Origin of the sequence: Enterovirga sp. CN4-39 (assembly GCF_049446235.1) — a bacterium.
Taxonomy (GTDB): Bacteria; Pseudomonadota; Alphaproteobacteria; order Rhizobiales; family Beijerinckiaceae; genus Enterovirga.
This window is the reverse complement of sequence record NZ_JBMSEF010000001.1, coordinates 460,512-473,497: the sequence shown is the minus strand read 5'-3', so window position 1 is coordinate 473,497 and position 12,986 is coordinate 460,512. Positions and strand designations below refer to the sequence as shown.

Below are 12,986 nucleotides of genomic sequence, written 5' to 3'. Positions count from 1 at the left end.
GGATTGGCCTATTCTCTCGGCCATCATGGTTAACGGGCCGTTAAGCTCGAGAGCGTCCCGGGCAATCCGCCCCCGTGTTGGCGGCCGGAACGCGCAGGGCCGCCCGACCGCGGCCGCGTTCGTGCGCGGCCGGCGGCGCGACGACCTTCGCGCGTCTGCCGGAAATTCCGGGAGTGAGCCTCAGCTGCGGAAGGCCAGCGCCATGTACCATTGGTCGAGCAGCCGCCGGACCGGCGACTCGACCACAGCATCCAGCCGGCGGACGCCCTCGAGCACGGCGGCCTGATCCCGCGGATCGCCTTCGAGTTCGAGCGGCGCGAGGTATCGGGAGACGAGGTGCGAGCCCTCTACGCGCTCACTGTAGAAGGGGAGGATGATCGCGCCGGTCGTGAGAGCCAGCCGCACGGCCTTCCCGATATTCCCGTCCGTCCGCAGGGGCCTGCCGAGAGAGGGGCCCCGGACCTGTCCGCCGGCATTCTCGTCCACTGCCACCATGAAGATGCCGCCGGGTTCGCGAAGCTTCGCGAGACCGCGTCGCCAGACAGTCCGGGAATTGACCAGGAGGTCGGCGGGCACCTTGCTTCGGACGCGCTCGGCGATCGCGGCCCTGGCACCGCTGGCGGGCGGAGCGACGATGACCGCCACCCGACCCGGAGCCCGGAAGCCGAGCTGCATCTCGGCGAGTTCCCAGTTTCCCAGATGGGGAAACACGGCGATCACCGGGCGGCCGGAATTCAGGGCAGCATCGAGGTGCTCCTCGCCATCGATCGCCACCCGCCCTGCCCTCAGCATGCGGTGGCTCACGGCGAATTCGGCGAAGGTGCGGCCGACATTCGCCCAGAGCCGGTCGACCCCGGCCTGTGCGTTGCTCGGGGTGATGCTCGCAAAGAGCCTCGTCGCCCGCTCGTGGCTGACAGGGTTCGCCAGCTTGCCGAGCCGCGGCGCCAGCCGGGCACCCAGCCCTGAGCACGCGTCGATCGGCATGCCGCTCATCGCCAGGTGGAGGGACCAGTCTCGGAAGTCGGGCCAGGAGGTATTCACCTTGCGGCCTTAGGCCCGCCCTGGCCGATTCGCACCCGGCAGATGCGCACGCCCCGGCTGCGCGATCGACGCACCCGGCGCACGACAACCCGAACCTCGCCGGACCAGAGCGGCTCGGCCGGTTGACGCGCCTCCGCACGCCGCCATAGACAAAGCTGCCCGTTGAAGAAGGTGGCAAGGCGGTGCCAGGCACCGCGTTCCAGTCTCCCGGAGGATCCGAGTCCCCCGCGAGTTCAGCGGCCTGGAAGGGTGGCCGAGTGGTTTAAGGCAGCGGTCTTGAAAACCGCCGTGGGGGCAACTCCACCGTGGGTTCGAATCCCACCCCTTCCGCCAGCAATCCCTCGGATCGCGCGCCACCGCGAGATCGTCGGTCGGACCTGCTGAGTCGCATCAGACCCGGCGATGGATCGGCCTCGCCAGGTGCAGGTAGGCCGGGTTGAACAGCGCCACCGCCTGAAGCTCTTCCAGGTTGGGGATGGTGAGCGACTTTCCCGTGAGCTCCACGAGGTTCACCTTCCGCAGGTCCCGCAATGTGCGGTTGACGTGGACACTCGACAGGCCCGTGGCGTCACCGAGGTCCGTCTGGGTGACGGGAAATGGGCAGGTCGCGCCCCGCGTCATCCCGACGACGGAGAGGCGTACGAAGATCTCGCAGAAGAGGTGTGCCAACCGCTCGAACGCGACGCGCTGGCCGAGATTGACGATCCATTCCTGCTGGGTCGACGCGTTGGACAGGGTCTCGCACATCAGCGCCCGGGCGACCGACGGGCATGAGGAGATCAGGTCCTCATAGGCACGGGTGGGGATCCTTGCGTATGACACGGCCGTCAGCGCCAGGATCGAATGATCCATGCGAGGCGAAAAGGTGGCGTTGTGGTCGCAGACGTCCCCCGGGAGCATGAATCCCAGGATCTGGCGCCGCCCGTCCACCAGCAGCCTGTAGCGGCAAGCCCAGCCGGACAGGATCATGCGCACGCCCTCCGGCTTCTCGCCCTCGCTGACCACGTCCTCCCGAGGCGCGGCGTGGCGGATGTGGGCTTCCGCAAGGCTGCGGAGCATCTCTCCCTCGGCCTCGGCGATCGGGGAGAGCGCGTTGAGCCGGCGGAGCAGTGCCGCCGCCGAGCCGCCCGGAGCGGCGACCTCGTTCAGAGCGCGGCTTTCCATGACGGCATCACCGTCCGCTCGCTCAGCGGGATCGTGATCGAACAATGCAGCCCGGAGGGCTCGTAGGCCAGCACCGTCTTGGCCTTCAGCTCGAATGCCAGCGTTCGCTCCAGGAGCTCGGTCCCGAAGCCCTGGCGTTGCGGAGGTCCGTCGATCGGGGGGCCGTCCACCTCCTGCCAATCGAAGGCAAGGTTGGCCGCCTCCTCCTGCTCGACCGACCAGCTCACCTCGATCCTGCCGCTCGGGGTCGAGAGCGCGCCATACTTCAGCGCGTTCGTCGCGAGCTCGTGGATCGCCAGCCCCAGCGTCTCCGCGGCTTTCGGCTGCAACCGCACCGCCGGCCCGGAGATGCGAACCTGCTCGGCCTCCTTCGCCCGATAGGCGAGCAACTCGTCGGCGATCATGTAGCCGAGGTCGACACCGGCCTCCGGGTCGCGGGTCACCAGCGCCTGGGTGCGGCCGAAGGCGTTGAGCCTGCCGTCGAGATGCATGGCGAATTCGTCGACGCTCAAGCTGGTGTCGGCCGTCCGGCGGACGATCGAGCGCACCACGCCCAGCGTGTTGCGGACCCGGTGCTGGAGTTCCGCCAGCAGCATCCGCGTGCGCGCCTCCGCGCGCGTCACCGCGGTGACGTCCACGAAGGTGATCACGGCACCCGCGATGTAGTTCTCCACGGAGCGGTAGGGCAGGATGCGGACGATGTAGCGCGTGCCGGAATCCGGGGCGGTCAGCTCACGCTCGACGCTCGCAAGGGTGCGGACCACCCGCCGCACGTCCTCGAACAGATCCTCGATCGGGATCTTCGCCTTGATGTGCGCGATCGGCCGCCCGATGTCGGTCTCGACAAGATGGAAGACCTGCGTCACGGCCGGCGTGAAATTCATCACCTTGAGGTCGTTGTCGAGGAAGATCGTCGCGATCTGGGTCGATTCCAGGAAGTTCTTCAGATCGCTCGTCGCCCGCGTCAGCTCCTGGACGCGGTGGTGCAGCTCGCCATTGACGGTGGTGAGCTCCTCGTTGACCGATTGCAGCTCCTCGCGCGAGGTCTCCAGCTCCTCGTTGGCGGATTGCAGCTCCTCGTTGAGGGACTGGTATTCCTCGTTCGAGGATTTCAGCTCCTCGTTCGTGCTCTCGAGCTCCTCGACCGTCGATTGCAGGCGATCATGCGTTGCCCGGAGCTCCGCCTCGAGCCGCTCGACATGCTCGGAGCGGACGAGCGTCGGGTCGGGTTGCTCGCCCGGCTGTTCCGAACGGACCGGACCGTCCTTGAAGATCACGATCAGGTGGCGGGGCCCGCCCGGTCGCTCCTGCAGCGGCTCGACGGTGATGTCGACGAGCAGGCGATCGCCGTTCTGGCCGATCTGCACCCGGTCGGCATGTGCGGGTTCGTTGTGCTCGACGGCGCGGTTGAGGGCCGCGCGCAGTTCCAGGCGCAGGTCGCGATGGACGAGGTTGAGCAGGTCTAGCGTCGCGACGCCCGCAGAGGGTTCGAGGTAGCGGCCGGTGCGACCGGAGAAGTGCAGGACCTGGAAATGCTCGTCCGTGATCACGTATGCTGGCGCATAGCGTTCCGCTACGCGCTGCGCCCGAGCCCGACATCCGGCGCGCGCATACGCAAGCCCGGCACCTCCGCCATTGCGCGCGGCGCGCTCGTGATCGGGAATTCCGGGGGAACCCGCGCCCCCGATTCCAATCGCTTGAAGATGCGCGCGCGCCGATCGACGGGCGCGAACAGCTTCGGGTGGCGCGTCACGTTCTCCGAATTGCCCAAAAACAGGAACCGGTCCGGCCGCAGCGCAAAGTGGAACAGAGGAATGACCCGGTTCTGCAACTCGGCATTGAGATAGATCAGGAGGTTACGGCAGGAGACGAGGTCGAGGCGCGAGAAGGGCGCGTCCTTCAGCACGTTGTGCTGGGAGAAGATGCACATCTCCCGCAATTCGCGAACGACGCAGTACGTGTCGCCCTCGCGCACGAACCAGCGGGCGAGCCGATCCGGCCGGATATCGGCCTCGATGGTGGATCGGTAGCGCCCGACCCGCGCCGAGGCCAGCGCGCGCCCGTCGAGATCGGTGGCGAAGATCTGCACCTGCGGCGCGGATTCGAGCGTCGCCATGTACTCGCGCAGGAGGATGCCGATCGAGTAGGCCTCCTCGCCGGTGGCGCAGCCGAGCACCCAGACCCTGACCTGCTGGCCGGCATCCTTGCCCTCGAACAGCTTCGGGATGATCTCCGTCTCGAGAACCTCGAACTCGCGCTGGTCGCGGAAGAACTGCGTCACCCCGATCAGGAGGTCGTTGAAAAGCTTTGTGACCTCCTCCTGGTCGGTCCGCAGGAACTCGACGTAATCCGCGACCTCGTTGATCTGCACGACCTGCATCCGGCGCTGGACGCGGCGTAGGAAGGTGTTCTGCTTGTAGCCGTGGAAATCGTTGCCCGTCTTGTTGCGCAGGATCTCGGCGATCCGCGAGAGCGAGCCGGCGGCCGCCGCCAGCGTCGCATCGAAGCCTTGCCGCTCCTCTATCCGCTGCAGATTGCGGACATGGGCCGCCACCTGGGTTCCGATCTCGTCCAGCGGGAGGATGAAGTCGGCTATCGCTATCGGCGAATGGCTTTCGGCGAGGTGCTCGATCCCGCTCGGAGGCGCCTCCGCGATGGCCAGCCCGCCCTGGTCCTTCAGCGCCGCAACGCCCAGGGTTCCATCTCCATTCGTGCCCGCCAGGATGACTCCGATCGCCTTCTGAGCGACCGAGTCGGCGAGGGATACGAAGAAGCTGTCGATCGTGCCTCGCTCGCTGGGCTCCTGCTCCGCAGGCTCGACCCTCAGGATGTCCTCCTGGACGGTCGTGATGGAGTCCGGTGCACAGAGATAGGTCTTGCCGCCTTCGATTCGAGCCCCGTCCGCCGCCTCCTGGATCTCGAGCCCGGGGTGGCGCGCCGCGAGCTCCTCCAGCCAGTTCGAACTGAGGGCCTCGCGCTGGCGGAGCACGATAACGATCGCGAGCGCCGGATCCGGCCGGAGGGTCGAGAGCAGCCGCTCCAGTCTCCGTCCCGAGGCTCCGGACGCGCCGATGCCCATGATGAGCGGACCAGGGGCTGCGCCCGAGGGAGGCGCTGCCTCCGGGGCGGAGGGCTGGTCTGTGTCAGACTTCATGATCTGAACGCTTCAGAACGGTAGAGAACAGGGTTTCACGCGGACCTCGCACGGCGTCTGCCGTCCCTCAAGTGCCGGCCGGGGGAAGACGGCTGAGATAGGCGATCCGGTCCACGATCAGGATGCGATGGCGCTCCCATTCCGTGAGAGCGGTCTCCATGGTGGTGAGAAGCCGCCTCGCCTGCTCTGTGTCGAGGCTGTTCAGCCGTCCAGACAGCACGAGCTCCCGCTGGCGCTCGACCCGGTCCTGACCGGCGGCGATGTCCAGATCGGCACGGACGAGAGCGGCACGCTCCCTTTCGAGCTCCAGGCTCATCCTGCAGCCCTCCAGCCCTCCGGCTCGGCGGTCCTGCCGCTACGGGTCGTCGCCTGGATCGCACGACGGTATATCGAGCGTTTCGAGCACGACCTGCCGGATCGTGTCGGCATATTGCCGGTATTCCTCGGCACGCGCATCATACATTTCGGCAACCGCACGCCGGCCGCTCATGCGTCCATCCTCGGCCATGCGGTTCACGAGCTCGGCGCGCTCCTCGATGATGCGGAGCGCGACGCGCAGCGCCTCGTCGACACGTCCCTCCTGCTCCTTCGCCAGGATGTCGGACGTGAAGGAATGCCCGACCTGGCAGCGAAACCGGAGCGGTTTTGCGCTTTTCATCATCGACAGCACGCCGCCGCAGCTCGGGCATGTCAGCGCGGCGGGCTCGGCGATGGATCGGAGCCGCTCGCTGTCGATGCGATCGCCGGCCGCGATGGCCACCTCCAGGCGCAATTCCGGCGGAATGGGCAGCGGCGAGCCTGCGGGCTCCCGTACGAGGTCGGACAGGACGTCGCCGAGCCGCGTCCCGGGTACGCAGAGGTCGACGGTGGTATCCTCGAGGGCCCGCCGCGGCATCTCGTCCGAAATCGCGTCGCTCGGATCCTGGACGAGAGCGAGGCCGCCGCAGCGCTTGATCGCATTCAGCCCGGCGGCGCCATCGGAAAGAAGCCCGCTCAGGATCACGCCGATGACCCGCGGCCCGTAATACATCGCGGCCGAACGGAAGAGCGGATCGATGGCCGGGCGTGCCAGGTTCTCGCGCGGCCCTCGTCCCAGGGCGATATGTCCGTGATGCACCATCAGGTGATGGTCTGGTCGGGCGAGGTAGACACGGCCGTTCTCGACCTTCATGCCGTTCTCGGCCTCGACGACGGGAAGCGGGCCGGCCGCGCTCGCGACCGTGGACAGGATCCCGATCCCGCGCGCCGGGACGTGCAGGACCACGAACACGGCTGCAGGCAGGTCGCGGGGGAGCCTGCCCAGGATCTGCTTGAGAGGGGCTGTCGCGCCGGCGGAGCCGCCGATCGCTATGATGTCGCGGTTGCTCATGGCCAGGTCCCGGCTACTGATGTCGACAAGCCCGGCAACTCGGCTATGTTCCGAGTAGGCTACTGACGATCGGGATCGAGGAGGGTGATGTCGGAATCGGGTCGTGAGGACGCGCCGGGTCTGTTCGGCCTCCGCATCCTTCTGGTCGAGGACGAATATTTTCTGGCCGACGACATGATGCGCGCGCTCAAGGGCGCCGGGGCCGAAATCGCGGGCCCCGTCGACACGAGGGAGGGTGCCCTCGGCTTCATCGAAGGCGCGTCGCCCCTGGACGGAGCGGTCCTCGACATCAATCTTCACGGCAAGATGAGCTTCGAGGTCGCGTCCGCCTTGCAGGTGAGGTCGGTCCCGTTCGTCTTCACCACCGGTTACGACCAGGCCGCCATCCCGCCCGAATTCGCCCATGTCCCCCGCTGGGAGAAGCCGTTCGATCCAGCGGCGCTCGCGCGGGCCCTGCCCTCGCTTTTCAAGGCCTGATCGTAGTCAGAGCAGGCGGCCAACGTTCCCTCCGATCGGCCTCGGCCCAATCGAAGAGCCTCGATCGCCAGGATCGTATCGCAGTCAGGGGATGAGCCGGTCCGCGCGAAGGCGCGCAAACAGGTCGAAGAAGGCATCATCCGTCGGCTGGTAGGCAGTAAATCCGAGACGCCGGCTTTTCGACATGTCGGTCACGACCTCGATCGGCCGCCCGAGATCGGCATCCGTGTGCCAGGGCGAGGCGAGGCGGTCGAGACGGGGCTCGGCCAAGCCCTCCCGCTCTGCAATGCGCCGCCAGACAGGCGCGTCGTCCGCCATCTGCTGCTCAAGCGGTCGTACGGTGCCGTCGAACGCTGCCGGCTCCAAGCCGAACCAGTCGGCAATGCGGCTCCACATCCAGCTCCAGCGGAAGACGTCGCCATTGACGACGTTGAACGCCTCGTTGGCCGCCGCCGGCGTGGTCGCCGCCCAGAGCAAATGCCGCGCGAGGAGGCGGGCATCGGTCATGTCCGTCAGCCCGTTCCACTGCGCCGCGGACCCGGGGAACGTGAAGGGCCGTCCTGTTTCACGGCAGAGGGTGGCGTAGACGGCGAGCGTGGTGCCCATGTTCATGGCGTTGCCGACCGCCTTGCCGATCACGGTATGCGGGCGATGGACGCTCCAGGTGAAGCCGTCCCGCGCCGCGGCGGCGAAGACCTCGTCCTCCTGCGCGTAGTAGAAATTCTCGACGTCGAGCCTGCCTTGCTCCTCCCTGAACGGCGTCTGCGGAAGCGTGCCCTTCCCATAGCTTTCGAATGGGCCGAGGTAGTGCTTGAGGCCGGTGACCAGGGCGACATGGCGCGGTGATCCTCCTGCACGCAAGGCGTCGAGCAGGTTGCGCACCATCGCCGCGTTGACCCGGATGTTCTCGGCCTCGCTGTCCTGACGCAGCCAAGTCGTGATGAACACCACGTCCGGCTTCACGGCCCCGAGGGCGGAGGCCGTTCCCGCCGGATCCTGGAGATCGGCCGCGACGGGCAGAACGCCTGTCTGCTGGACGGAGCGGCGCGCCAGACCATGCACCGTCCAGCCCTCTTCGACGAGCAAGGCCGCCGTCGCGCTCCCGACGATGCCGCTCGCACCCACCACCAATGCCGTTCCAGCCATCTTCAAGCTCCCCGGCCGAGATCGCCGCGCTAGGAGGCGGCCGTCGCGCCGCCACCCTGGGGGAAGTCGCTTCCGGCGGCGAACGTTCCGTCGAGGCCCGGAGGAGAGCGCTGGCCGTCCCGATCTACTCCGGGTTCCCGCAACGACCGGCGCCCGAGATCCGCGCCGGGCACTCGTGCACACATCATGGGAGCCGGTGAGCGGCGGATGATCAGCGAACGGGCTTCGCCAGGGCTCGCTTGCTGCGATGGAAATTGGGGCGGGCTCCACCGGCCGGATCGCGGCCCAGGATGTAGTCCCGCTGCCATCCCGCGCCCACGGCTTCGGGCTCTCCGGCGGCGACCCGCGCCTGGAACGCCGAGCGACTGCTGCGCCACTCCGCATAAGCCGCCTTCAAGTTCGGATCCTCGTCGAGGCTCGCGATGCGCGGGCGGATCGCGTCGAACGTCTCGTGCGGAACGGGAGAGATGAAGCAGAAGCACTCACCCTTCTCGAACCGCACGGTCCCGGGGCGGGTGAAGCGCCAGTTCATCGTGAAGGTGAAGGGGAGCCAGTCGGTCTCGACCAGACCCTCGAGCGGCGCGATGCCGTCCTTCGGAGTGTTCGGCGGCCCGCGCGCGACCAGGGCCCATCCGGGCGAGGTGCGGAACAGCCAGCCCGGGTGGAAGGTCAGCACGCCGTGGCCGAAGACCGAGGCGACGACCTGCTTGTAGCGGCGGTCCCACCCCTCGAGGAAGGACCAGACGTCGGACACCAGCGGGCCGCCGTTCCACGTGGCCGAGAAGGTGAAGGGAAGCGTGATCTCCCAGCCCGTCGCGTTGGCGATCGCGAGCGGCGTGCAGCGATAGGCGAAGCGCTGATGCGTCGCGTCCATCCACTCGCGCGCCGCCCTGCCCGGAATGATCTCCGGTGCGCCCTCGTATTCCGGATAGCAGAGGAGTTCGGGCGCTTGCGGGATCGTTCCTGTCTCCTCCGGCATGTCGGCTTCACCAGGTCACGCGCAATCCGACTTCGCCCTGGACCGTGTTCTCGTCCCCTCACCCGATTCCGGTCGCGTAGCTGGCCTGGGCGAAGAAGCCGATATTGGCGTTGACCCGGGCGACGACGCCGCCGCCGACCTCGATCGAGGTGCCGCCGAGCTTGGTCGAGATGGGAACCGCCTCGAACCTGATCCTGCTCGTCTCGCTGAAATTGTGCCAGAGATTGGTGAGCAGATACGGCCGCCATTCGATGTTCTCCCAGACGGCGGTACCCTGCATCCGCAGGCCGAGCCGACCTGTCGCGAGACTCGGCGAGCCGAAATCCAGCCGGGAAAACGTATCGCGCGAGGCGTCGTGATCGAGGCTCTGCCAGATGAACTGGCCCTGCGGTTCGATCACGAGGCCGGGCTGGATGACGAGAGGATAGCCGCCCTCGATGGAGGCGGCGAAACCAGAGCCGTCGGCCTTGATCCCGAAGCCGCGTAGCGACGTGGCCGTGCCGGAGAGCCACTGCCCCATCACGAGGGCGTCGAGATACCCTCCGGACGAGTCGACATGCGTCCAGGTCGCACCGACTCCTGTGTTCTCCAGGCTCAGCCGGCCCACCCGGTTGCGCTGGATGGCATCCGCGAAGCCGCGCACGTCGCCGTCGGTCCTGCCATGCGCGACAAAGACGCCGAGGCTGCCGCGGCCGGAGAAGGCCTCGTACGAGAAGAGGTCGAGGCCCGCCTGCAAGCCGAAGATGTTGGCGTCGAGTTCCGGCGCAACCGTCCCGTTCCAGCGACGATCGGTCGATTGCCCGAAGAAGCGCCCCCAGGCGCCGTTGGCGATCCCCGGACCTGCCTGAAGGTACTGGTCGCCGCGGCGCTGGTGGAACGTGCCGATCATCGCCCGCCCGACGATGAATTCCGAACCCAGCATCGCCTTATAGGTCGCGACCTCCGCGCGGTAGAGCGGTGTAGGCTCCGGCGGGGGCGTAGGAGTGGGAGTCGGCGTCGGAGTTGGTGTGGGGGTAGGCGTAGGCGTCGGGGTTGGTGTGGGCGTGGGAGTAGGTGTCGGGGTCGGTGTGGGAGTGGGCGTCGGCGTGGGGGTTGGGGTCGGCGTAGGTGTCGGCGTGGGAGTCGGGGTTGGGGTCGGCGTAGGTGTTGGAGTCGGTGTCGGCGTGGGCTGCGCCGTGTTGCGCAGGTACCAGTTCTCGCCCGTCCCGGAGCTGACGCCGCCCCTGTTGAGGATGTAGTTGTAAGGACCCGCGGCAACCGGTCCGGAGAGCGCGAAGGCGCCGGCCGCCGTCGTCCCGCCATTGGCGGCCTGCACGACGAGGATGCCGTCGGTGACGGTCAGCGCGCCCGGGCCGCCGAGATTGATGATCTGAAGCAAGGTGGAGCCGGTGGCCGTGCCGCCGTTGATCAGGAGGCGGTCGGAAGGCGAGCCGTCGCCGCCCAGAAAGGTGTTGAGCCGCAGGGTGCCTCCCTGCCCGACATATGGCCCCGTGACCGTCAGCACCGTGTTGGCCGGGCCGCCGGTGCTGACCAAACCCGCATTCGTGAGGCCGGGGAGCGTCTGGTCGAAGCCGTTGAGGTCGAGCGTGGCGCCCGATTGCACGATATGCGTGGAGCTGGAGCTGAAGGTATTGGTCGTGAGCGCCTGAAGCGTTCCGGCCGATACGGTCGTCGTGCCCTGGTAGGAATTCGCTCCGGCGAAGCGCAGGGTGCCGGTGCCGAGCTTCGTGAACGCTCCCGGTCCGGTCATTCCCTGGGTCAGGGTCGACGTGAACGCCTGCGTGTCGATCGCACCGCCACCCGTATCGAGGGTGATGGCCCGGGTCGAGGCGAGATCCATGTCTGCGTTCAGCCGCAGGAAGCCGCCGTTGAACGTGAGCGAGCCGGTGGAAGCCCCCAGGGCGGAATCCGCCGCGATGGCGATCCCGCCTTCGAAGATCGTCGTTCCGCCCGAATAGGTGTTGCCGGCGGTCGCCTCCGGGGAGAGCGTCGTGACGCCCGCGCCCGTCTTCTGCACCGCACCCGTCCCGGTGATCTGGCCCACATAGGTGCCGTCGTCAGGCTGCGTGAAGCGCAAGATGCCGTTGTTGGTGACGTTATTGAGATTGGGGGATGATGTCGGCAGACTTTGGGCGCGGGCCTCCAGAGTGCCCGCGGGCTGGACGAGAACGGTCCCCGTGTACCCCGTATTGTTCCCGGTCAGCCCGAGCGTGCCCTGTTCGACGGTCACCGCCGTGAAGCCGATCAGAGTGCCGGTGATGTTCCACTGGCCATCGCCCAGCTTGGTGAGCGTCGTGAAGTTCGTCAGCGCTCCCGGCAGCGTGTCGAAGGAGCCCGCCACTCCGTTCAGTTCCAGGGCATTGATGCCCCCGCCACCGTTGATGTTGCCCGTCACGGTGGAGTTGGGAAAGAACTGGAGGGCGTCGTTCCCCGAGGCGAAGCTGAGATCGCCGATGACGCTCGCGCCCGTCTGATTGATGAAGCGGACGTTCCCGGCTCCCGCTTCCTGGGAACTCGAGCCGATCACGCTTCGGCCCGTATCGACGCCGACCGTGATGGTGCCGTGGTTGTCGATGGTGTTGGTGCCACCCGTGATGTCGTCCTGGAACCAGATGGCGGAGCCGCCGCCATTCACGCTCTGGATCACGCCGTAATTCGTGATCGTGTTGTTGGTGCCGAGCGGGTTTATCGCCTCGGCGCGGGAATCATTGCCAAGTTGGATGACCCGGCCGTTGGCCCAGACATTGATCACATAATTGCTGCTGACCTGAATGGTGTTTTCGCCCGGATCGATGACGCGGGCAGGAACATTGCCGGTTGCTATTCCAAGAGGTGCAGCCGTGTTGGTTGTGTTCCCGACCGTGCCGATATTGATCGTCGACGGTGCGCCATTTCTCAGGATGATGGCCGAATCGCTTCCGCCATTCACGACGGCGTCCGCTGTCCCGGTGGGCGTCACATTGACGTTGACGTTGTCGATGTTTCCCTGGTGCTGGGCGGTGTAGGTGCCGAGCGTGCCGTTGAAGGTCCCGGAGCCACAGTTCACCGTCACTCCAGGCGTCACGGTGACCGGCGAGCACTGGGCCGCCGCTTCCGAGAGAGCGGCAGGAACCAAGGCAGTACTGGCCAGAAGCAATTTCGCCAATCGCATCGTTTCTCTGCGCCCCCGAACTGAATCTTCATTCAGGGGGCATGTAGCCCCAGAACCGTCAACGCGATGCGGGGGGAATGTTGGCGTCTTACAATTCTCAGTTGTGGACGATCATTTGCCCTTTGCGAATTGATCTTGGCATAGTCTATTCCACTACTGATGTATGTGGCCCCCGGTTGGGAAAGTGACGTGTCTGGGTTGCGCGCCCTGACCAGCTGATCGCATCTTCCAGAACGGGTTCGGAGACTGCCTTTTCATGCCGGCGACCGCCGGGCGACCTTGATCGATCACCGGTCGACGTCCAATCAGGGCGCACAATCCAGCCTGAAGTTTTCCAATTTGGGCTCTAATCAGATTACATTGGCAGTCGAAATACGGGATTTAAGCGCATTTTACCCTAAAATAACTTCTGCTTAACGGAATTCGTGCCCTGCGCTCATCGTAGATAGCGAGCGATCGCGCTGAATAATCCCGTCTCGCGCTGAATAGATCTTACTGAGCTGTT

General features: G+C 66.6%; 8 protein-coding genes, 1 tRNA gene and 1 pseudogene. 2 read left to right on the top strand and 8 right to left on the bottom strand.

Annotated features, from left to right (window positions below; translation table 11 throughout):
- Positions 1–180: 180 nt before the first annotated feature.
- Positions 181–984, bottom strand: a complete 804-nt coding sequence (locus ACO2SS_RS02340; protein WP_423275939.1) for a lysophospholipid acyltransferase family protein — start codon at positions 982–984, stop codon at positions 181–183.
- 300 nt (positions 985–1,284) lie between these two features.
- Between ACO2SS_RS02340 and ACO2SS_RS02335 the strand changes: the two genes are divergently transcribed.
- Positions 1,285–1,374, top strand: a tRNA-Ser gene (locus ACO2SS_RS02335).
- Positions 1,375–1,431: 57 nt separating this feature from the next.
- Here ACO2SS_RS02335 and ACO2SS_RS02330 read toward each other — a convergent pair.
- The 4 genes and pseudogenes from ACO2SS_RS02330 to ACO2SS_RS02315 all read right to left on the bottom strand — a co-directional run bounded on the left by ACO2SS_RS02330 (position 1,432) and on the right by ACO2SS_RS02315 (position 6,728).
- On the bottom strand, positions 1,432–2,205 hold the full coding sequence (locus ACO2SS_RS02330) for a Crp/Fnr family transcriptional regulator (RefSeq protein ID WP_423275938.1): 774 nt from the start codon (positions 2,203–2,205) through the stop codon (positions 1,432–1,434).
- A pseudogene (locus ACO2SS_RS02325) lies at positions 2,187–5,284 on the bottom strand (CheR family methyltransferase). The gene ACO2SS_RS02330 and the pseudogene ACO2SS_RS02325 overlap by 19 nt, the downstream one beginning before the upstream one ends.
- A gap of 142 nt (positions 5,285–5,426) precedes the next feature.
- Complete coding sequence (locus tag ACO2SS_RS02320; protein ID WP_423275937.1) at positions 5,427–5,675, bottom strand: hypothetical protein; 249 nt, start codon at positions 5,673–5,675, stop codon at positions 5,427–5,429.
- Between the two features lie 39 nt (positions 5,676–5,714).
- Positions 5,715–6,728 (bottom strand): chemotaxis protein CheB, encoded by a 1,014-nt coding sequence (locus tag ACO2SS_RS02315; protein WP_423275936.1) that lies wholly within the window; start codon positions 6,726–6,728, stop codon positions 5,715–5,717.
- Positions 6,729–6,815: 87 nt separating this feature from the next.
- Here ACO2SS_RS02315 and ACO2SS_RS02310 point away from each other — a divergent pair, with 87 nt between their 5' ends.
- Complete coding sequence (locus tag ACO2SS_RS02310; RefSeq protein ID WP_423275935.1) at positions 6,816–7,205, top strand: response regulator; 390 nt, start codon at positions 6,816–6,818, stop codon at positions 7,203–7,205.
- Between the two features lie 84 nt (positions 7,206–7,289).
- Here ACO2SS_RS02310 and ACO2SS_RS02305 read toward each other — a convergent pair whose 3' ends face one another.
- The 3 genes from ACO2SS_RS02305 to ACO2SS_RS02295 form a co-directional block, all read right to left on the bottom strand.
- Positions 7,290–8,351 carry an SDR family oxidoreductase gene (locus ACO2SS_RS02305; protein WP_423275934.1) on the bottom strand — a complete coding sequence of 354 codons (1,062 nt, stop codon included), beginning with the start codon at positions 8,349–8,351 and terminating at the stop codon, positions 7,290–7,292.
- A gap of 211 nt (positions 8,352–8,562) precedes the next feature.
- Positions 8,563–9,330, bottom strand: coding sequence for a DUF6065 family protein (locus tag ACO2SS_RS02300; RefSeq protein ID WP_423275933.1), 768 nt, complete (start codon positions 9,328–9,330; stop codon positions 8,563–8,565).
- Between the two features lie 58 nt (positions 9,331–9,388).
- The gene (locus ACO2SS_RS02295) at positions 9,389–12,475 is read right to left on the bottom strand and encodes an autotransporter domain-containing protein (RefSeq protein ID WP_423275932.1); all 3,087 of its coding nucleotides are present in this window, start codon (positions 12,473–12,475) and stop codon (positions 9,389–9,391) included.
- Between the last annotated feature and the right edge of the window lie 511 nt (positions 12,476–12,986).